This window comes from Ktedonospora formicarum (assembly GCF_016587355.1).
In the GTDB taxonomy this organism is placed as follows: Bacteria; Chloroflexota; Ktedonobacteria; order Ktedonobacterales; family Ktedonobacteraceae; genus Ktedonobacter; species Ktedonobacter formicarum.
Window position 1 is genome coordinate 645,581 of sequence record NZ_BNJF01000002.1, and the last position, 21,853, is coordinate 667,433.

Consider the following 21,853-nt stretch of genomic DNA (forward strand, 5'->3'; position numbering starts at 1 on the left):
GAGAATATGACATTCATGCTTGCACTCTCTATCATGATTGAGGGACAGAACGGTCTCAACTGGCAGCGCTGGCAAACTCTGGCACGCGAGATCGAGGCTCTTGGCTTTGCGGGACTCTTCCGCTCGGACCACTTCACCAATCCCGAACCTCCTGACATAGATTCGCTCGAAATGGTCGTCTCACAGGCATATCTGGCAAGCAATACAAAGCGAATCCACTTCGGACCCCTCGTCGCGCCTCTCTCCTTCCGCGACCCACTCTTATTGGCGCGACAGGCTGCAGCTATCGACGATCTGAGCGGCGGACGCTTCCTGCTCGGGCTCGGCGCAGGTTGGCAGGAACGTGAGCACCATATCTATGGTTACCCACTTGGGGATATCGCGACTCGCATGGCACGCTTTGAGGAAGGATTGGAAGTCGTCTCGCGCTTCTTCCGTAGCACCGAACCTGTAACCTTCGAGGGGCGATTCTACCAACTTCGCGGCGCGACCCTACTACCGCGCCCCCAGCGACCTGGTGGCCCACGCATCCTTATTGGGGGAAATGGAAAGAAGCGTACTCTACCACTCGCCGCGCGCTATGCCGACGTCTGGAATGCCGTCTCCATCTCAGCCCCCGAGTTTAAGGAGCGCACAACCTTGCTAGATACTCTAATCGCACAAGAGGGGCGTAAACCAACCGATGTCAAGCGCACATTTATGACGAACCTCACCTATGGACGCGACCTCAAGGAGGCGGAACGGTTGCTTCAGCCTCGCTTCTCAGACCTGGAACTTGCTGGGCGCCCACTTGAAGAGGCTATTGCGACCCTCAATGCCTCCGGTAAGATCATCACTGGTGGGCCTGAGCAGGCCTTATATCAGATCCAGGCTTACGCTCAAGCAGGTGCCGAAGAGATCATGCTGCAATGGATGGATCTCGATGACCTCCCACGACTCCAGCACTTTGCCGAACACGTTCTCAGCAAGCTCAACTAATTCCTCCCCTAGCGGCCTCGTCTAAAGGCGCAAGCGTCACTTGCGGCAAAACTGGCATGCATCTGTCCCCCTGTGGGGACAGATGCATATTGATCTTCACCACATATATACTGTATGCTTGCTACATCTATTTTTGCACGACTGACGTAATCTCGTTAGTTGTGTTAAGCTTCGGTTAACGCCTTATACGGAAACCTGAGTGCGCCTCCGGCGTTGGTTTTCGCATAAGCTCTTAGCAATCGTTAGCCGGAATTTCGGGGTCTCAGGGTCACCTGGCTCGCCCCGAAGCCTCCTTGCGTATTCCCACCTGCTGCCGCCGAGCTAATTATTTAGGAACGGAATGCGCGCGAAGGAAGCCTGGAGGCAAGGTTATTGAGCGCGTCGCGCTCGATCCAAAGCGGAGCCCATCCACCGTTGCGGTCGCATCTCAAATGCGATTTCTGCGCGAGGTGCATGAAAAATATCCTCATCCTTCTGGACAGGTTTGTCCATAGGCAAGCTCTTGTCTCAAGCACGCCTGACTCAACGACGACCAGAAGGATCGCAACGTAGCACAACGGGCGCGATTACGCGCCTCAAGGAAAGACCCAACCACCCATCTGCTCTACGGCTAAGGAGCCAATCGTGTCCATCATCAATCCAGTGGAACTCTGGGGTTTCCTCAGGGATCTCATGCTGGCGTTCGGGATGATTACTGTGCCTTTGATCGCCGGGGAACCCATCAAGGGTGTTCGGCGTGAAATGGCGAAGAAGTTCGCCTGGAAAGTCTTTCGTGTCTGCATGATCATCACGATAGGAGACGTGCTGATCGGTAGGTACATCCCCTCCGCCTTCGGTCTGCCCCTCGGGGCGTTTCAGGCAGCGGGAGGCGTCATCTTCCTGATCGACGCTCTCACGAAGATGCTGTCGAAGGAGGAGCCCGAGCCCGAGCCTGAGCTGACGATTCGGCGACGCTGGTGGCACACAAAGCGCCACCGGAAGCGCCTGGCATGCCTGGAGGAGGAGGCCAGGGCCAAGCTGCTGAAGCGCCACCAGGAGAAGAAGGAGGCCGCGCTGATGCGGCAGGCATCGATCCCGGTCGCTTTCCCGAAGCTCGCGGGAGCGGCCTTCCTGGCCTCCGTCATCACGGCGGAGGGCAAGGTGCAGCACAACAACATGGCCCAGTACCTCGACCTGGGGCTTGCGGTGCTCGCCCTGCTCGTGATCCTGCTCACGCTGCTGCTGAACACGCCCCGAATCATGGGGTCGCTCAGTTACAACGGGCGGCTCACGTTCGACAAGATCGCCAGCTTCGTCCTGCTCCTTCTGGGGATCAACGGCACCGTCGCCGGAGTCACCAGGATCATCCTGGGAGTTCTGCACCCGGAACTCGCCTAACGGATCAACCTCTCCAGATGGGTGGAAGCTAGGGGTGCGTGGTACCGTCGACATCGACGGTACCACGCACCCTTCCTTTTTTATCCTCTGCATACGCTCGTCTTTTGAATATGTCCCTATATAGGGACAAAATTGTCGTGAAATGACATTGCTATTTGGAATACTCATACTGTATGCTTGTTACAGTTCCACCAAATCATTTTCGGTCCAGCCGAAGGTGTTACACTGGTTATAATGTTAGCCAGTGTATTCGGGGTACCCAGGTCTGGTTCGCCCCCGAAGTCTTCGCCACCTCTTGCCGCCGCTGTCTCCATTTTGGAGCTGAATGAGCGCAGAGTTGAGCTCGAAGACAAGGATCTTGAGCGTATCACGCTCAATCTAAAGCCGAGCCCATCCACCGTCGCGGCCATACAAAGGTTTCTGCGCGAGGTGTCACGACCAAACCACGTACCACCTCCATAACGGGTCTACCACAAGCGGGATCATTGCATCCAGCCCAAGGCAATAGACCCAAATCCAAAGAAGTGAATAAAGGAGGCAAGGCAAAGTAGCACCTGCGCGAATGTTCGCGCGCCCACATAAGGTAAGACCTAGACTCCCAGGGAGTAACCGTGAATCCTTTGACGCTCTACGGAACGGCTTCCCACATCTTCAGCATGCTTGTCATGATGCTGGGAATCTTCGCAGTCGTCCCGATGTTCATCGAGAAGACCGCATCCATGCCCAAGCTCGTCAAAAGCAAGGTCGCCCGCAGGATGGTGGTCGCAAGCTTCATCGCGATCGGTATCGGTGTCGGCATTGGCCCGTACTTCCTTCAGATGGCTGGTCTGCCAATCGAAGCACTCGGTGCAGTCGGAGGCGTCGCCTTCTCGGTCGAGGGCTATCTGATGTTCCGAGCCAAGTACAAGCCCGAGCCCGAGCCCGAGCTCTCCCGGCGCGAGCGCGTCCGCGCCTTCGCGTCTGGCAAGTTCAACTCGTTGGTGGGTCTGCTGAGGGCAGCTCCCGTCCAGGAGCAGCCCGAGCCTGAGCCCACTCCCCGGTGGAAGCTGAAATTCCGCGGGGGTAGCGAGATCGTGGAGCAGGTGCAGCCTGCCCCCGGGCGGGGGAAGCTCCGCAAGAACCAGCCCGTGCAGAAGCAGCAGGTGCAGGAGCCGTCCGCACAGCAGGTGGCCGAACTGCTGACGTGGGCCGCCGTACCGATGGCCTTCCCATTCATCGGGGAGCCGGCGTGAACGCCGCGCTGATCACGGCGCTCGGCAGCTACACGAGTATGGCTCAGGAACTGGGTCTCGCCGCTGGCGTCATCGGCGCTCTGGTGATCCTCTGGATCGCCCTGCGCTTCGGGGCCACGCTCATGTCGAAGCTGAAGCCGTCCACGCTGTTCATCATCAACAAGGTGAACGGCGCCCTGCTGTTGGCGATCGGGCTCTATCTGTTCGCCAACAACTTCACCGCCATGGTGGTGAGGGCGGCGGTGCTGACGCTCCGTCAGATGGGGGTCCTCCCGGCGTGAGGGCCTCCGCTTAACCGTTAGCCATTATGTGGTGCGGGGATGCCGCCAATTTAGGGCGGCCCCCGCGCCAGGCAACGGCATACGCGCACCGATGCGCGCACTAAACTAATCCGTCCCGATGAAGGGGAAGTACGGTGTCCCTTAGCCGTAAAATCGTAGTAGGCGTGACGGCAACCGCAGTCCTTGCGGTCGCCATCATCGCGGGGATGAAATTCATTCCCGCACAGGCGGTGGGGGTGTTCACCCCCAATTTCTTTCAGCTCGTGGGTATCCTGGACGTGACGAGCATCATGCTCGTCTTCTGGGCCAACACCCGGGAGCTCAGCAAACAGCAGGTGCGTAGGATCATCATCCGGGTCATGGTGTACGTCGCCATGATGGCGCTCTTCAGCGCCACGATCGGCCCGTACGCCCTGAAACTGCTGGGCATCCCGATCGGAGCCCTGCGGACGGCGGGGGGTCTGTTGTTCATCATCATGGGCCTTGAGATCCTCGTAGAGAAGCTCTGGGTGGCTCTCAAGGAGAACTGGGTGAACTTCATGGCCCACCTGGCGCTCATCGTGGAGTACCTGGAGAACATCCAGAACCTCCTGGCGAACCAGGCTCAGGTCCAGAACGTGCCCTACCCGCCAATTATCAACGGTGGGGGCGTCGTCCTTGGTGCTCTCAGGCGCCTCGTCGTCCCGTTCGGATACGCGCAGACGGTGCCGATCGACCTCTCCAAGAGCGGGGAGGGCGACCCCTCGAAGGTGACTCTTGGCACACCTCGGTTCGAGGCGCGCCTCGACCTGAGGCGGCACGAGCAACGGTTGCCCAACAGGGGTGAGAAGAAGCTGACGCTGCACGCGATCATCTTCACGCTCGCCTTCCTGGTGATCTGGGGGCCGGGAGCCATGACGTTCGTCATCGGCGCAGTCAGCGAGACGCACGGCGTCGTGCCACTGGCGGCCCTGGGTGCGGCGATCGCCGCCGCTCTCCTGATCGTGATGCTCGCCATGATCTTCACGCCGAAGATCACGGGCCGTCTCAAGGAGCAGGGTAAGGCCAACCTGAACCTGCTCACCATGATGCTCATGCTGGTCTATGGATTCGACTTCCTGATCGTCGGAGCCAAGAACCTCCTGGGAGGAGGCTGACCCTTACCGGAGTCCTCTAAGGCAGAGACTCCAACACTGGCGCGGACTGAAGGGTACTCCATTCGGAGTCCCTGCCCAGGTCCGCGCGCACCCGAGAGGGGTGCCGTCCACACGACGTGGGCGGTGCCTTCTCTCTTTTTGGAGGATTGTAGAGTGTGGAACTAGAGGATCTGTTTATTGATACGCTTCATGATGCCAGGGCCTTCGTAGATAAAGCTGGTATAGATCTGGATCAGGCTCGCTCCGGCATCGAACATGCGTCGCGCATCATCAGGGCTCGCGATACCACCAACACCGATAACCGGGATGGCTCCATCCAGCCTCTTGCAGAGATAGCTCACAACCTCTAGCGCGCGAGCTCGTAACGGTCGCCCACTCAAACCTCCTGCCTCGCCGATGTCGCGACTCAGGCCGTTGCGGGTAAGGGTGGTGTTCGTGGCGATAATCCCTCGCACACGTCTACTCAGGCAAACCTCTATGACATCATTGATCTGTTCCTCGCTCAGGTCTGGCGCGATCTTCACCAGAACAGGCTTCGCGTTTACACCACTCTTGGTCGCAATGGACTCTGACTCCTGCACCACAGCCTGTAAAAGGCGATCTAATGGCTCTTTATCCTGCAACTGGCGAAGGCCGGGCGTATTGGGCGAACTAACGTTAATGGTGAAAAAATTTGCATATGGATAGAGCTTGCGTAGTGAATAGAGGTAGTCGTCGATGGCCTCATCCTGGGGGGTGATCTTGGATTTGCCGATGCTCCAGCCAATAGGGATAGAGGGCGTGGGCTCCTTTGCTAATCTCTCGCTAATGGCATCAGCCCCCTCATTTGGGAAGCCCATGCGATTAATGAGAGCATCGTCCTCTGTAATGCGAAAGATGCGCGGTTTTTCATTGCCTGGTTGCTTATGACGAGTGACTGTGCCTGCTTCAATAAAGCCAAACCCCAGCGCTGCCAGAGCCGGAAGCGCGACCCCGTTTTTGTCAAATCCTCCCGCGAGCCCTACCGGATTGGGAAAGCGCACCCCAAACACCTCGCGCTCCAGCCCCGGCGCTTTATAGGCATTCGCCACCTCTATGATCTTTAGTAGCGCCTGAAAGCGTGATATAAACGCAAGGCGATCCATCATCCAGTGATGCATAGTTTCAGGGTCCCCACCCCACGCGCGGTACATGGTCGGACGGATAATAGCTTTATACATTGGAGGCACTTCTCTCTTCTCAAACTCAGCAAGCAACAGCGCAGTATTTCAAGATATAATTTTAAGGTAACATCCCTTATCCCTATACAGGTTTTGAGTACAACTCACGACCCTCGATAGCACATCGGGGTCATAAAGTGTTGAGGGTTATCTAATCTGAATGGTTACCTTTCAAGTATATTAGCAATTCGGGCTTCAGGAAACAAGCCATCCCTCTGTAATTGTAAACATAAAGGAGCTGTTAGATACGATGTTGATTCGTCAAGGCATAGTGGTCACACACCGAGCAACTGCGCGCCTGGACATTCGGGTGCGTGGGGAGACAATCACCGAGATCGCGCCGGAGATCGCGCCGGAGCAAGATGAGGAAGTCGTCGAAGCCAGCGAGCGCCTCGTCCTACCAGGATTTATCGATTCGCATGTCCATTTCCGCGATCCCGGCGCACCCCAGAAGGAAGACTTCTTCACAGGTACACTCGCCGCGCTCGCCGGAGGCGTGACAACAGTCCTCGATATGCCCAATACACAGCCTCCAACTGATAGTCGCGCCCATCTTGTACAGAAGGCCGCTCACGTGGCAACCAAAGCTGTTGTCGACTACGGCTTCTACTTCGGCGCAACTGATACCAATATCGAGGAGGCAGCATCAGTTGCTGGCGAGGTTGCAGCCATGAAACTCTATATGGGCTCCTCGACTGGAACGCTACTGGTCACGGAATTCTCGCCTATCTACCGCCATTTTACGACCTTCCCACTCGATAAACCCATCGCCGTTCACGCAGAAGATGAGCAATCCCTTAAATACTTTGGTGGCATGGGCTTACAGGATCACAATCAGGCTCGCCCACCCCTGAGCGCTCAGATCGCGCTCAGTCGCGCTATTGCTATCGCTGAAAAAACCGGACGACGCCTGCATGTGGCTCACACGACAACCTGGCGCGAATTAGAGTTGATTCAGGAAGCACGCAGCAAGGGAGTGCGCGTGACCTGCGAGGTTACACCTCTCCATCTCTTCATGACCGAGGAGGATCAGCATCGACTGAGAAATTTTGGCAAGGTCAACCCACCTCTGCGCAGCCGAGATGATCGGGAGGCCCTCTGGCGCTACTTCGACGATATCGATACGATTGGCACCGATCACGCCCCCCATACGCGCGAAGAGAAGGATCAGCCCTATTCTCAAGCCCCTTCTGGTATGCCCGGCGTACAGACCATGCTACCACTCTTGCTCAACGCAGCCAGTTCGGGCCGGGTCAAGCTTGAAGAGGTGGTCAAGCGCTGTGTTACCAATCCAATTCAAATCTTCGGCCTTAAGGACAAAGGCACGCTCGAAATAGGGAAAGATGCCGATATTGTGCTGATTGATCCCAATCATGAGTATGTGCTTGCGGACGACCAGATGCTCTCGAAATGCGGCTGGACCCCCTTTGCTGGCACGAAAATCAAGGGTCAGATCCAGCAAGTCTACCTGCGCGGAAATCTGGCCTATAACCAGGGAAACTGTCTCTCTACAGCGGGCAGTGGCAAAGCGATCAGATACAGCAAGTAAGCCACGCGCGGAGGTATGGCGCCCTGTCAGGCATCATACCTCCGCGTGCGACACCTCACTATCCCTCTGAAAGAAGCCATAGCGCTTCTCATTCGTCGATTCGATCACGAAATCCGCGTCATGCATCTGTCTGAGCACCCAGCGCTTCTCTCCCAAATCCACAAAATGATAGCGCTTCTCAAAGTCTGCAAGCGGCTTGCCACGCTTAACAACATCTCGGATGTGTGAACGGGCCCGGCGCTCCTCCGTCTCAGCATGGATATACAGCTTGAGCATTGAGTCATTCTCCTCGCTCAAGATACCGGAAAAGCGGATAGCATATAGGCCCTCGATAATAAGGGGCTGGTCCTCATCAAGACACATATCCTGATAGCCCTCGCGACGACTATGGACAAAACTATAACTTGGAATGGTGGCGGAGCCAGTGGTTAGTAGGGCGTCAATATCTTCTCGCATTCTGTACACATCATATGCATCTGGACTCTCCCACTGCGGCATTACTCCATATTTCTCGTCATACTCCTTCACCACCACATCCTCATCAAGATAATAATGGTCCATCGAGAGTAGCGTAGCACGCATATGCCGCGCCAGGGTCGTAGCAAAGGTAGTTTTCCCCGACGCGGCGGGACCAGCGATGAGATAAATTCTCTTCAATGGTAGAGCATCTACGCATTCGAGCAGAGGGGGCATCGATAACATGGCATCTCCTTCCTTACAAATGGCAATCTGTAGGCAAACTCATAGACTGGTGCCATAAACATACTCTGACACCAGAAAATCTTTTTGCAAACAGATGTATTCTACCCAATCTCTCTAGCATTTGTCTATCCATTACGAAAAAATACAGACCCTCTTAGTTTCGTCTCAGGCTAAAATTGTACAATCAGGTAATCTCTTCTACACTACGCGAAAGGAGCACGATTTGCAGCATCTCCCTCTCATTATCAATATCGTTGTCGCGCTCTCCCTGGCATTCGTCGGTGGCTGGCTCGCGCGCAAAGCTCAACTTCCGAGCATGATCGGTTACCTGCTCGCAGGTGTCGTAATCGGTCCATTTACTCCTGGCTTTATTGGAGACTCAAATCTCATCGAACAACTGGCTGAGCTAGGCGTGATCTTCCTTATGTTTGGCGTTGGCCTCAATTTCTCATTACGTGAACTGTGGGAAGTCCGCGCCATCGCCATCCCAGGCGCGATATTACAAATAGTGCTTATTATTGGCTTGAGCTTGCTTATAGGCTCATGGTGGAACTGGAACATCGTTCAGGGTATCCTCATGGGCCTGGCTATAGCCATCTCCAGCACCGTCGTCACACTCCGCAACCTGATGGATCGTGGCCTCCTCAATACCTCTCAGGGGCATGCAGCCATGGGTTGGCTGGTGCTGGAAGATATCATTACCGTTTTACTCCTCGTTCTACTACCTATCTTCGCCGCGAAAAGCAGCGAACCAGTCTGGCAGACAGTGGGCATAGCTCTGCTCAAGACAATTGGCTTTGCCGCGATTATGCTGGTCGCGGGAACACGCGTTCTGCCTTTCGTCTTGCTACGCCTGGTCCAATCAGGCTCGCGCGAACTCTTCATCGTCGCGCTCTTCGTGGTGACCGTGGGCACGGCTATTATCTCCTCGGAGTTCTTTGGCGTCTCACTGGCATTGGGAGCCTTCCTGGCAGGTGTTGTCATCAGCGAATCTTCACTAAGCTCCCAGGTCGAAGTGGAGATTACGCCATTTCGCGATATTTTTACCGTCCTCTTCTTCGTTTCCGTTGGTATGCTCGTCAATCCTCTGGAACTCTGGACGCTCGCACCAATTGTCCTGGTCTGGACAGTATGTATCATCATCGGCAAATATGTAGTGACCTTCCTGACAGGGCTCCTTTTCGGCTGGTCAGGCAAGACGACGCTGACTCTCGCGGCTGGTCGCGGACAGATCGGTGAATTCTCCTTTATTCTTGGTGAAGCGGGAGTTTCTCTGGGTTTGCTTCAGCATGAGCAATATACCCTGCTGCTTGCGGGCGCGATCCTTTCTATTACCATCAATCCCTTCCTCTTCCGAGCTCTTCCATGGGCCGAAAAACGCGTTCAGGCCATATCTGCTCTCTGGCGGCTCCTGGAGCGCCGCACAAACTCGCTGGGTCTTTCAACAGGAGCCAGCACTTTGCGCGATCATGTCGTACTTGTAGGCTGTGGGCGCGTGGGGGAACAGATCGTACGCGTCTTGCGTACACTTGATATTCCTCTGCTCGTTGTTGACCTCAATATTGATCGGCTACTCAAACTACGCGAAAAGGGCGTCTCCATCCTCTATGGCGACGCGGTCAACTCGGAGATTCTCTCACATGCTCAGGTGAAGGACGCTCGGATGGTCATTGTCACTCTACCCGACGAGGTCCACGCGCAGATGGTTGTTAAAGAGGTGCGCAAGCAGAGCCAAAACACACCAATTGTCGTTCGAGCCACGACAAAAGATGGTGTTGGGCATCTACAATCACTCGGTGCGCAGCATGTTATTCATCCTGAGCTAGAGGGAGGCTTAGAGATGGTACGCCTCTCGCTCACTGAACTTGCCTATCCAGAACACGATATATTGACATACACAGATGCTGTTCGCAGCGCACGCTATGAGGCAAAACAAGAGGATTCGCAGGAGCAAGAGGCACTAAAAGCACTCCAGAACTACCAACTGGCGGCCACGGAGACGAAAGAATCTGGCATTCCTCTCGCCCACTAATTCTCCTTAAGCATCAGGTAAGCGGCATAATGAAGTAACTACTCAACCTATTTCTGGGTAGCCATAAATATCCTATCAGTCACTATTGCAATAGTGTAGTGAATAGTGGCATACTATACGTAGAAGCTTTTTTGCTTCTATAGATTGAAAAGATAGTGTTGTTTACACCTTATACGAAATATTGACCGCGAATGCTAGTTACGATAGCAACGCTGCGACCTTTTAGAGCGGTATGCAGAACGATTGAGCAATGGGGCCTGACGTTGGCTCAAGCTCAAGGCTTCTAAAAATTTCGATCGGGGGAGCAGCAGGCTGGTCTCTAGTTCGTATAAGACCTCAGTGGTAGATGATTTGACGATGAACTCACAGCGTCAGATCCTACCTGGGAAGAAGGTGGAATGGTGGAAGAAGAACTGAATAAGCTGCAATCCGACAACACATCTGCCAATGACAAAGCTTGCGATTTGATTGCGCCGAACGCGAAGCCAAACGCGCAATTTGGACCGCCAAACAGACCAATGCCTCCCAATCGGCAGCCCCCACAGCGCCCAGGACACCAAGGCCCTGGCACACCAGGTTACCCCGGGCCTCAGGGTCCTGGCGGTGAAAGCCCCGGCTACCCTGGTGGGCCTCAAGGCCCTGGGAACCCAGGCTATCCTGGTCCACAAGGTCCCGGTGGCAATCCTGGCTACCCGGGCAGCCCCAATCCTCAGAGTCCTCCTGGTGGTGATCCAGGCTATCCCAACTACCCCAATCCTCAGGGGCCTAATGGCAATCCTGGTTATCCAGGAGGGCCTCAAAGTCCTGGGAACCCAGGCTATCCCGGAACCCCTGGCGGCTATCCTGGGAACCCAGGCAACTCTGGCTATCCCGGGAATCCTGGTCCTCAAGGTCCTGGTAATCCGGGCTACCCTAACCCTGGTAACCCAGGCTATCCCGGAACCCCTGGCGGAAACCCGGGCTATCCCAACTACCCCAATCCTCAGGGACCCAATGGCAATCCTGGCTACCCTGGCGGTCCTCAAAACCCTGGTAACTCCAGCTATCCTGGAAATCCTGGCGGCAATCCAGGTAGCCCAGGCAACTCTGGCTATCCCGGTCAAGGTAATCCTGGTAACCCGGGAAATCCAGGCAATTCTGGTTATCCGACTCCAAGCAATCCTGATCCAAGTAATCAGGGGCCAGGAGGAACACCTGTTACCCCTAGTGGCTCTAATGGACCACAATTCCCTGGTGGTTCCAGTGGGGGTATCCTGGCGGTCCTGGTTGGGGCTATCCTGGATATCCCGGTGGAGGATACCCTGGTGGTCCTGGTTGGGGCTATCCTGGAAGTCCTGGTGGGGGATATCCGGGTTATGGCTATCCTGGCGGCTACCCTGGGGGGTATCCGGGCTATGGCTATCCCGGTGGTTTCCCAGCCTCACATGGGCCTTATGGCTTCTCGGGTCCCACTCCTCCCAGCCTTCAAGGCTATGCAGCCGCAACCAATCTGATAAAGGAGGCAGACGCGTCTGATACGCCTGTAGTGCCTCTCGCGAGTGGTGGTGAATCTGGCTATGTCTTTACGACTGGTCGCCAGATTGTGCCAGCCAAAGGAGACATCGCTTTCACGACAAACGGAAAGCTTACGTCAGGAATTGTTCACAGCACGACAGCCAGCCCCGAGCGAATTACCGTGACAAATGCTGGTCTGTATGTGATCCTGTATTCGGTATCAAGCATTGGTCCTGATGTGTTCAGCCTTTTCTTAAATGGCAAGGACGAGATTGACGGTTCCACGTACATCTCCAATGACTACAATCAGCAGAACACTGGTTATGTACTCGTCAATCTCAACGCCAATAGCTATGTCACGCTACGGAATCGCCTGCACCAATCAATCTACCTTCAGATACCGAATGACAATATTCCCGACTTTGTGAATGCCTCACTCTTCATTCAGAAGGTAAACTAGAGCCTTGTTTAAGGCTTTGTGGAGTGGATTTATACCATCAGGAGTGCTACCCATAGCAGGGGGTAGCACTCCTTCTCTCTCTATTGCCTTCGCTGCCATTCACTCTTCACCAAGCCCCTAACAGCATGATGGGCAATTACTGTTCATGGATGCTAATATCACCGCTACCTGTGTGAATAAACACTGGTGCACGCGGGTCATCGCCAATGGATCGAGTGTGAAAGTCGTTATCAACGTCACCACTGCTGGAATCAATGTTGAGTTGTAAAGAAGAATCAACGGGCAAGGCAAGATTAATATCGCCGCTTCCAGTTTCTATGGTATAGTCACCATTTGATGCAAGCGAGCCATCAAACTTAATATCACCGCTGCCACTATGAAGAACACTCTCTCCCTCTAAACGCGCATCTCGAAGCGTGATATCTCCTGATCCGGTTTGAATATTCGCCGATCCATTCGTATCTCTGGTTTCTATATCTCCCGAACCGGTCTTAAGTGTTGTCGTTCCCTGTGTGCGAGAGACATCAATGTCGCCACTCCCGGTCTCGGCCTTAACCAGCCCACTAATATCGGACACAGTAATATCACCAGAAGAATCATATACATCGAGATCGCTCTCAGTGGGAACAGTAATATCGAGATCGATGTAAGCGGAGTTGAAGAATAGCCCACCGCTGTTTCCCTCAACCTCAACGGTAATGTCATTCCCAGTTTGCTTATAATCAACTTTCAAATTATCGCCAAAATTACCGACAATAGGAGTCCGCTTGGTTGCCGTCACGACAACGGTATTTACCTGCCCCTCATGAATGCGGATATCACCACGTGGGCTTTTGACATGCAGGACGTCCTTACCTGTAACCATGAATGTATGCGTAGGCAATACGCTACTACTAATATTTAGTGAATAGCGGCTCCCGCTGAAAAGCCATCCCGCCCCCATCAAGAGAAGAATAAGAATTATCAAAGGGCCCAAAAACTTCGGCCCACGCTGACGCTGACGCTGGGGGGTTGAATATAATCCGCCTTCGTTTCACGATAACCATACGCATCTACGCTCTGCTCACGTGGGTCACGATTCACTGGCCTCGGGGATCTTCATGCTGCTCACGCGGATCGGTATTGCTATTTCTTCTATCATCAAACTGCTGCTCAGATTGCATACATCCTTCTTCCATGAATTCTTTTATCTATCGCACACATTTATCATGTTTCACATCTTCCAACGTTATCTCAATGTAGATTATATAACCGTAAAAATTATACGCTTTCAGGTAGAGAAGAGTTATATGCTTGACCGATCAGCTTAGCTCATTTGCACATAGAAGATCAGCAGAGAACAAAAGTAGAGGCTAATCAGAATCAGCATCGCGATATGAAACACGATCCTTATAGTCACACTTTGCGCCACCTGACGCTCCTCGTACCATTGAGTGAGCATATACGGAGTAGTAAAGAGGGCCGCGAGGAAGAAGGGTAGCGCCATGCCCATAAGAACTTCGACATAACGTTGTGTGTCAGGGACAATAGATAGAGAGTTTATTACCAAAACGACTATGAAGGTAATGAAGCAGTACACAAGCGGAAATATAGTCAACCTGCGCAAATGTGTGATGATGAATTGCTTAAGCCAGAAATTGCTTATACACGCGCCAATAGCGACCAGGAGCGCGAAGCAGGATATGAACAGCACAATAAGGCTGGCAATATAGGAATATCCACCTGCTGGTGGTAGAGAAAGCGCGAGTAAGGAATTGGGGCCGCGCCAGCCAATGCTCTCGCGCACAGCCAGGGGCGGAGCAGGTAGTAGGGCACCAAGGGTGGACATGACCATGAAACGCTCTTCACCACGCCTGGAGAGCCTTGCCATTTTTGCCAATCCCAGCGCACCAAGCCATGTTATTATTCCAATGACCACGACAAGAAGTAGCGAGCCAAGGTACGCACCAAGTGAGGCAGGGCCATGCGAACCATGTAATAGCCAGGTACGCGCAGCAAAGGCCAGCAAGAAGAGTAACCATATAGGACCCGAAAGCATCTTCACAATACGAACAATTTTGCCAACACGTCCCAGAGCGCTTGACTGCGACATATTCTCACCTCCCAGGCGATTGAAACGCCTTTTGGTCGCGATTATACCACAGTCAAGCACTCAGGCGGAGTTGTATTCGCCTGTCAAAATCCTTTTCTAACGTAATTGAGGCTATTCGGTACGCAAAGCCACGATAGGATCGAGGCGCGCGGCACGTCGAGCAGGATAAAAACCAAAGACGATGCCTACAGCAGCCGAGAAGATAAACGCGATCAGGACGGCGCCAATATTGAGCACAAATGGTTCCGCCAGAAAGAGAGAGACGATATAGCCACCAACAATACCAATGATGATGCCCACCAGTCCTCCCAGAGCGCTCAACGTTAAGGCTTCGATGAGAAACTGTAACATAACATCGCGTGGATAGGCTCCCAGAGCAACACGAATACCAATCTCACGCGTACGCTCGGTTACTGATACGAGCATGATGTTCATAATACCAATGCCACCCACTAGAAGCGAGATTGCGGCAACACCAATCAAGAGGATGGTCAAGGCCTGCGTGGCTGTTTGTGCCGTCTCCAGGATCTGGGACTGGTTCTGAATGGTAAAATCGGTGGTACCGTGCCGCTCTTGCAGCATTTCCTGAACCGCGTTCTGGGCCGCCGTCATGTTGTTATTTCCGCTCACCAGGACCGAGATAGCGAGTGCGCGCTGACTGCCTGTCAGGCGTGTCTCTACAGTCTTGAAGGGAACATAAACGATGTCATCCGAGTTTCCCAGACCACTTGAGCCCTTGGAAGCCAGGACACCTACGACGGTGAAGGTGACATTACCAATGCGTATTTGTTGTCCCACAGGATCAATTCCCTGTGGTGTAAAAAGGTTATCGGCAACCGTTTGCCCGATGACGGCAACACTCGCGCCAGCTTGCTCTTCGCTATCGCTAAAAAAGCTTCCCTCCTGCACTGTCCAGCTACCTATTTGCTGATAGCTGGCATACACTCCCTGCACGCTTGTTGACCAATTCTGTCCCTGGAAAACCACCTGCCCATTACTTGTCAGGACGGGGCTGACAGCACTAATATTGGCAACCTGGGTCGCAATGGCATTGGCATCGGCCTCAGTAAGTGTCTGTTGCGTTCCCGCGCCCTGCCTGACACCCGAAGTTGTCGCACTACCAGACCGAATGGTGAGCAGATTGGGATTAAGCGAAGAGAGGCGTCCATTAATGACGGAAGCGCTACTCTCGCTAATCGCGATCATCATAATGACCGCCGCCACACCAATGATAATTCCCAGAGCAGTGAGCAGTGAACGCAACTTGTTGGCGCGCAGGGCTTCCAAAGCGCTTGTCCAGCTCTGAAGCAGCGCGTACCCGTCTCGCCCACGTTTTGGCACCTTTAACGGCGGCATCAGCGGTGGAGACTGTCCAACCTTATTGCTCCGTTCCTGTGAGACACTCATGCCTCTACCTCCTTCCGCTCACTGAGACGCGCTAGTTGTTCCTGAGCAAGCAACGGCTGCGCATTGAGCGTATCCGCGACTATCTGACCATCGCGAAAAACAACACTACGCCGACAATAGCTCGCGATGTCCGGCTCATGCGTAACCAATACCACTGTCATACCACGCTCATTAAGCTTTTGCAGGATCAACATGATCTCCAAGCTAGTGTGACTATCCAGATTGCCAGTTGGTTCGTCAGCCAGGATAAGCGTTGGCGAGGTAACGAGCGCGCGCGCGATAGCGACACGCTGCTGTTGCCCACCTGAAAGTTCCATTGGTCGATGTTGAGCGCGAGACGCCAGCCCAACGAGAGAGAGAGCCCATTCCGCGCGCTCCTCTCGCTCCTCTCGCGATATGCCAGCATAGACCAGTGGCAACTCAACATTGGCCCGAGCACTCATCCAGCGTAGGAGGTTGAAGCTCTGGAAGACAAAACCTAGCTTCTGGTTGCGCACATTCGCCAGTTCATTTGTCGTCATCTCGCTAACAGAGACACCATCGAGCAGGTAATTGCCTGCGCTGGGACGATCCAGACACCCCAGGATATTCATAAAGGTTGTTTTACCTGAACCAGAGGGACCCATAATGGCGACAAACTCACCGTGAGCTATTGTAAGGCTGACATCATGGAGTGCCGGAACAATTGTGTTGCCCATCACATATTGTTTGCTTAAGTGCCGAAGTTCTAGCAGTGGCACCTGATCGCCGGGCTTTTCATCCGTCATCATTGGTTACCTCCACGACCGGTCCCTCCTCTATTCCCTCCGCCAAAACCACCATTTCCCCCACCAAAGCCGCCGTTTCCTCCTCCCAAACCGCCACGATTGAAGAGACCATTGCCTCCTTGTGAAGAGGCTGTAGTAGAAGAGTTACCACCAATCTGACCCGTTACAACTACATCACCATCCTGCAAGCCCGAGAGCACCTCAGTATACTGTCCATTTGTGATGCCTGTGGTAATGAGCACTGGGGTTAGTTTACCGTTCTGCAATTCTAGTACCATTCCACGCTTCTCGCCCGTACTGCTATTCTGTGAGCCCGCCTCACCCGATTGGCGATTCCCAATCAGTCCGCGCAGGGTAGAGCGATCAACTAAACCGTTACTGATCGCGGTTGTCGAATAGGTCAGCGCGGAATTTGGGACCATCAAAACTCCCGCCTTCTGTTGCGTGATAATGTTGAGGGTCGCTGTCATGCCAGGATAGAGGTGCGCGCTATTGAGCGAGGTCATATCCACATCCAGGTTGACGGCATAGCTCACAACGCCAGAAGAGCTCTGACCTACGGTTTCAATGCTACCAACAGTCGCTTTAAAAATCTGTGAAGTATAGGCCGCAACTGTAAAGGTGGCCTGCTGTCCCTGCTTGACATTATTGATATCCGTCTCGTTGACGGAGGCGGTAACCCGCAGTTTGCTGGTATCTGTTAGCACAATAAACGCGCTGCTTGTCGCATTCCCACCAGAGCTAAGGTTCTCGCCAACAACACCGCGTACAGCCGCGACTGTAGCATCCCCTGGCGCAGTAAGTGTCAATGTACTTGTATGGTTCTGAGTGTTGGTTACGTTCAAGGTTGCGAGGGTTTCTCCGCTCGTCACCTTATCACCAATCTTCACAGAAATGCTCGCAAGCTGTCCTGAGGCGGGAAAATTCAGATCATATTCGGCATTGGCGGCAATAGGACCTGTTGCCGAAACCTGCGTACTCAGGGTTCCAGTTGTTACCTGTGCCTGAGTAAAACTTGGTAAGGAGTTGCGTGAGGCTCGCCAGTAGAGGAAGCCACCACCTAGAAGAACAATGAGTACGATGATGCTCAGAACGATGAGCCAGGTTCTACGAGTACGGCGTCGCGGTTTACGCGCCTTTGGAGGAACTGGCGCGTCAGAGAGTTCATCACTGATAAGGGGCTGTGGTTGTGTCTCTACACTGTCAGACATAGATCTTCTCCAGGCAAACACAAAATAGTTTTCTATCAATACAAATTAGTCAATGTCGATGTGTTCTGATGTAACTCTACCAAATATATTCAATATAAAGCTCAAGAAATTGTTCGGAAAACGTAAAATCTGATGGTGAATAGTCAGAGTACCGAGCATGTCCATAGAGAAGCGAAAGGGGCCAGTCATCATGACTGGCCCCTTTCGCTTCTCTATGGACATGCTCGGGTTCGTGCAGGGAGTGCGCGCTAGCCACAACCAGCAGCGCCGTGCCCTCGAATGAGGGTTGGGTTTCGCATAAGACCTTATTGTCGCTGGAGAGCAATGATGACGTTACCACCTTCAAGCTCAGCCTGCGTGGTATAGAAACCATCCCGACCCTCGCCGAGATTGAGCGAGTTCGCCAGTGTCTCGGCACTAATGATAGTGCCGTGTGCGTCAAGAACGGCTTGCAGGTTAAACCGGTCCTCTGGCTTCAGGAGTACAGTGATACGATCTGTGATCGTAAAACCTGCGGACTTGCGCGCGTCCTGAATCAAGCGTACCAGATCGCGCGCCATACCCTCTTGAGCTAATTCAGGAGTAATGGTCGTGTTGAGAGCCACAATCAGGCCATCACCTTCTGCCACGGCATAACCCTTGGGTGAGGTCGCCGATACCAGAATGTCATTCGCTTCTAGTTGGAGTGGCTGCCCGTTGATCTCAAGCGCGAGCGTTCGTCCACTCTCAAGCGCGTGCGCAGCCTGTGTTGCGGCCTCACCTGTAAGCGCGCTAAGGGCGGTACGGATCGCCGGGATCATGCGTCCATGCTTTTTACCAAGCACAGGAAGATTAGGCTTGAAGTAGTATTCAACCAGACCATCCTCGACGCCCAGAAAACGGATGCTCTTGATGTTTAGTTCTTCACGCAGTTCACTCTCGAAGCGGCGCAGACCGTCCGCGCTGGCGTTGTTACGCGTCAGGCGAATAAGTAGCTCGCTCAAAGGCTGACGGATACGCAAAGCCGAGGTCTGGCGAGCCGAGCGACCAAGGTTAACTGTTTCCAGGAGCAAGGCCATATCAGCAACAAGTTGGCTATCCAGGCGCGAAACATCGACAACAGGCCAGGTAGTCATGTGCACGCTTTCAGGGGCACTGGCATCATGGCTGAGCACCAGATTCTGGTACAATGACTCGCTGATATAGGGTGTGAATGGAGCCATGAGCTTTGCCACAGTCACCAGACAGGTATAGAGTGTGAGATAAGCAGCATGCTTATCCTGGTCACTCTCAGCTTTCCAGAAGCGACGGCGGTTACGTCGGACGTACCAGTTGGAGAGATCTTCGATGAAGCGAACCAGCTCGCGCGTCGGACCATGAATATCATAGCCTTCAAGCGCCTCCGTGACATCGCCGATCAGGCCATTTAAGCGAGCAAGAATCCAGCGGTCGATCAATTGCAGCTCGACATCCGCGAAGGGATCATCCGTAGTGGGAGCTTGCCAGCCATCAATGTTAGCATAAGTAACAAAGAAGGCATAGGTATTCCAGAGCGTCAGCAAGAACTGGCGCTGCATCTCACTCACATAATCGAACGAGAAATTGCGCGCGTTATATGGTGGGGCAGAAGCACACATAAACCAACGGGCCGAGTCAGCTCCATACGCTTCCAGTAGCTCCCAGGGATTGACAACGTTACCGCGCGATTTCGACATCTTCTCGCCTTTCGCATCCAGAATATGGCCGAGGCAGATGACGTTCTTGTATGCTGGACGGTCAAAGAGCAAAGTCGAGATGGCGTGGAGAGTATAGAACCAACCACGCGTCTGATCGATTGCCTCAGAGATGTAATCGGCCTGACCCGCCTGTTCGAAGATGTCCTGATTCTCAAAGGGATAGTGCCACTGAGCTACAGGCATCGAACCGGAGTCGAACCAGCAGTCGGCGACATCGGGTACGCGATGATAGGTTCCACCACAAGAGCAGATCCAGGTCACGTCATCAACATAAGGACGGTGGAGGTCAAGCTCTTTCAGATCTCGTCCGGCCTTCTGCGAAAGTTCCGCAACGGAGCCCACGACATCCGACTCCTCGCACTTATCACAGATCCAGATTGGGAGTGGTGTTCCCCAGTATCGCTCACGGCTCAAAGCCCAATCGACATTGTTCTCCAGCCAGTTACCAAAGCGCCCATGCTTGATATGCTCCGGTACCCAGTTGATTTGCTCATTGTTGTTCAGTAATTGTTCGCGGAACTGTGTTGTACGCACATACCATGAGGGCTTAGCATAGTAAAGCAGAGGCGTATGACAGCGCCAGCAGAAAGGATAGCTGTGGCGCACGCGCTCACCCTTGAAGAGCAATCCACGCTGTTTAAGATTACGTGTGATTAGCGGATCCGCCTCTTTAAAGAAGAGTCCACCAAAGCCAAGTTCATCAAAGGCAGAGAAAGTCTTACCCGCCAGATCAACCGAGAAGAGAGTTGGCAGGCCATGCGCACGCCCAATCTCCAGGTCGCCGTAAGCTGGCGCGATATGCACTAAACCTGAGCCATCTTCCAGCGACACATAGTCATCAGCGATAACGCGATAGGTGTTGTCCAAATCAACTGACTGGCCCGCGCCCACAACGCCGGTGAAAAGGTTTTCATAGCGCATATCGCGCAACTGGCTCCCCTTGAAGGTCGCTACAACCGTATAGTTCCCGTCACCCAACACTCTTTCCGCCAGGGCTCCAACCAGCACCAGACGTTCTCCGTTATACTCCACCAATACGTAATCAGCATCCGGCTTAACTGCGACAGCCACATTAGCGGGAAGCGTCCAGGGTGTGGTAGTCCAGACGAGCAGGGACGCACCAACCAATTGCTCATCAAGTTCATGCTTGCTCGCTCGCAAGCGGAAGCGAACCCACACAGAAGGGTCGTCCACATTGTCCTCAAAGCCTTGCGACACCTCATGGTCAGAGAGCGAGGTACCACAGCGCGGACAGTGCATAGTTACCTTGTAGTCGCGGAAGAGCAGACCACGATCCCAGAAGTTCTTGAGAATCCACCACAATGACTCGATATATTCATTGGTATACGTGATATAGGGATCTTTAAGATCAATCCAGTACGCGATACGGTCTGTTAGCCGTTCCCATTCCTGGACATAGTTCCAGACGCTCTCCTTACAGGCTTTGTTAAATTCGGCGATACCGTATTTCTCGATGTCTGGTTTGCCGGAGAATCCTAGTGCCTTCTCTACCTCCAATTCCACTGGCAGACCATGCGTATCCCAGCCACCACGCGCGCCAAGGATATATTGACCACGCATACGTCGATAGCGAATCACGACGTCCTTACTGGTACGCGATTCGATGTGATGTACACCAGGGCGACCATTGGCGGTTGGTGGACCCTCAAAGAAGACAAACGGCTTACTCCGGTCGCCATGCGCAAGCACCTTTTGTACTACGTCATGTTCCTGCCACCAACGCTCAACATCTTGCTCTAGCGCAGGAAATGATTGCTTTGTATCAATCTCTTTAAACATGCCTGAATTAAGCTCCCATCGCCATCATTGCTAAATTAATATATACGTGTTAGATAATTGGGAAAAAGTGCATAAAAAAACAGCCTGCCCCCAATAGGGGCGAGGCTACTTCTCAATTCAACCCCTGAGCGCACTTGCGCCGTTGGAGTTCGCATAAGTTCTTATAAGCTTCGCGGTACCACCCTCTTTGACACATCCTACCCAGATTAGGGCATGATGTATCCTCTCAGTGAGATGCCATCACATCTCTGCCCCGCTAACGGAGGGCAAGACCGGTCCACTTACTTGTCAGGGAAGCGCAACTTTATCCACATGACGTTCAGCGTTCAGTTCAGGAGTGATCTTCCGTGCGTGTCCAATGAGCACTTTCACCAACCGTGCTTTCTCTGTATCCGGGCAAGCCGCGCGTACTCGTCTCCCT

17 protein-coding genes are annotated in these 21,853 nt (G+C 53.5%); 9 read left to right on the forward strand and 8 right to left on the reverse strand.

Annotation, left to right across the window (positions count from 1 at the left end; all coding sequences use genetic code 11):
• Positions 1-15: 15 nt before the first annotated feature.
• The 5 genes from K3T82_RS21780 to K3T82_RS21800 all read left to right on the forward strand — a co-directional run bounded on the left by K3T82_RS21780 (position 16) and on the right by K3T82_RS21800 (position 5,004).
• Positions 16-978 carry a TIGR03560 family F420-dependent LLM class oxidoreductase gene (locus K3T82_RS21780; RefSeq protein WP_220195656.1) on the forward strand — a complete coding sequence of 321 codons (963 nt, stop codon included), beginning with the start codon at positions 16-18 and terminating at the stop codon, positions 976-978.
• A 624-nt stretch (positions 979-1,602) separates the two neighbouring features.
• Positions 1,603-2,355: a MarC family protein gene (locus K3T82_RS21785; protein ID WP_220195657.1), complete on the forward strand. Its 753-nt coding sequence runs from the start codon at positions 1,603-1,605 to the stop codon at positions 2,353-2,355.
• A 611-nt stretch (positions 2,356-2,966) separates the two neighbouring features.
• Positions 2,967-3,587 carry a MarC family protein gene (locus tag K3T82_RS21790; RefSeq protein ID WP_220195658.1) on the forward strand — a complete coding sequence of 207 codons (621 nt, stop codon included), beginning with the start codon at positions 2,967-2,969 and terminating at the stop codon, positions 3,585-3,587.
• Positions 3,584-3,868 (forward strand): hypothetical protein, encoded by a 285-nt coding sequence (locus tag K3T82_RS21795; RefSeq protein WP_220195659.1) that lies wholly within the window; start codon positions 3,584-3,586, stop codon positions 3,866-3,868. Before K3T82_RS21790 ends, K3T82_RS21795 begins: the two co-directional genes overlap by 4 nt.
• 134 nt (positions 3,869-4,002) lie before the next feature.
• A complete protein-coding gene (locus K3T82_RS21800; protein ID WP_220195660.1) occupies positions 4,003-5,004 on the forward strand; it encodes a MarC family protein in 1,002 nt (333 codons plus the stop codon).
• A gap of 161 nt (positions 5,005-5,165) precedes the next feature.
• On the opposite strand, the gene K3T82_RS21805 is transcribed toward K3T82_RS21800, so the two are convergent.
• Positions 5,166-6,203 (reverse strand): quinone-dependent dihydroorotate dehydrogenase, encoded by a 1,038-nt coding sequence (locus tag K3T82_RS21805; RefSeq protein WP_220195661.1) that lies wholly within the window; start codon positions 6,201-6,203, stop codon positions 5,166-5,168.
• 250 nt (positions 6,204-6,453) lie between these two features.
• Between K3T82_RS21805 and K3T82_RS21810 the strand changes: the two genes are divergently transcribed.
• A complete protein-coding gene (locus tag K3T82_RS21810) occupies positions 6,454-7,752 on the forward strand; it encodes a dihydroorotase (RefSeq protein ID WP_220195662.1) in 1,299 nt (432 codons plus the stop codon).
• A gap of 33 nt (positions 7,753-7,785) precedes the next feature.
• Here K3T82_RS21810 and K3T82_RS21815 read toward each other — a convergent pair whose 3' ends face one another.
• Positions 7,786-8,454 (reverse strand): uridine kinase family protein, encoded by a 669-nt coding sequence (locus tag K3T82_RS21815; RefSeq protein ID WP_220195663.1) that lies wholly within the window; start codon positions 8,452-8,454, stop codon positions 7,786-7,788.
• 223 nt (positions 8,455-8,677) lie between these two features.
• Here K3T82_RS21815 and K3T82_RS21820 point away from each other — a divergent pair, with 223 nt between their 5' ends.
• The 3 genes from K3T82_RS21820 to K3T82_RS21830 all read left to right on the forward strand — a co-directional run bounded on the left by K3T82_RS21820 (position 8,678) and on the right by K3T82_RS21830 (position 12,440).
• On the forward strand, positions 8,678-10,486 hold the full coding sequence (locus K3T82_RS21820; RefSeq protein WP_220195664.1) for a cation:proton antiporter: 1,809 nt from the start codon (positions 8,678-8,680) through the stop codon (positions 10,484-10,486).
• A 398-nt stretch (positions 10,487-10,884) separates the two neighbouring features.
• A complete protein-coding gene (locus tag K3T82_RS21825) occupies positions 10,885-11,979 on the forward strand; it encodes a chromosomal replication initiator protein DnaA (RefSeq protein ID WP_220195665.1) in 1,095 nt (364 codons plus the stop codon).
• A 32-nt stretch (positions 11,980-12,011) separates the two neighbouring features.
• Positions 12,012-12,440: a hypothetical protein gene (locus K3T82_RS21830; protein ID WP_220195666.1), complete on the forward strand. Its 429-nt coding sequence runs from the start codon at positions 12,012-12,014 to the stop codon at positions 12,438-12,440.
• A gap of 136 nt (positions 12,441-12,576) precedes the next feature.
• Here the strand turns inward: K3T82_RS21830 and K3T82_RS21835 are convergent, their stop codons facing one another.
• The 6 genes from K3T82_RS21835 to ileS form a co-directional block, all read right to left on the reverse strand.
• On the reverse strand, positions 12,577-13,407 hold the full coding sequence (locus tag K3T82_RS21835) for a DUF4097 family beta strand repeat-containing protein (RefSeq protein ID WP_220195667.1): 831 nt from the start codon (positions 13,405-13,407) through the stop codon (positions 12,577-12,579).
• 339 nt (positions 13,408-13,746) lie between these two features.
• Positions 13,747-14,532, reverse strand: a complete 786-nt coding sequence (locus K3T82_RS21840; RefSeq protein WP_220195668.1) for a hypothetical protein — start codon at positions 14,530-14,532, stop codon at positions 13,747-13,749.
• A gap of 111 nt (positions 14,533-14,643) precedes the next feature.
• Entirely contained in the window at positions 14,644-15,939 is a 1,296-nt protein-coding gene (locus tag K3T82_RS21845; RefSeq protein ID WP_220195669.1) for an ABC transporter permease, read from the reverse strand.
• Complete coding sequence (locus K3T82_RS21850; RefSeq protein WP_236031445.1) at positions 15,936-16,709, reverse strand: ABC transporter ATP-binding protein; 774 nt, start codon at positions 16,707-16,709, stop codon at positions 15,936-15,938. The genes K3T82_RS21845 and K3T82_RS21850 overlap by 4 nt, the downstream gene beginning before the upstream one ends.
• Complete coding sequence (locus tag K3T82_RS21855; protein WP_220195670.1) at positions 16,706-17,917, reverse strand: efflux RND transporter periplasmic adaptor subunit; 1,212 nt, start codon at positions 17,915-17,917, stop codon at positions 16,706-16,708. The genes K3T82_RS21850 and K3T82_RS21855 overlap by 4 nt, the downstream gene beginning before the upstream one ends.
• Positions 17,918-18,222: 305 nt before the next feature.
• A complete protein-coding gene (gene ileS, locus K3T82_RS21860) occupies positions 18,223-21,432 on the reverse strand; it encodes an isoleucine--tRNA ligase (protein ID WP_220195671.1) in 3,210 nt (1,069 codons plus the stop codon).
• Between the last annotated feature and the right edge of the window lie 421 nt (positions 21,433-21,853).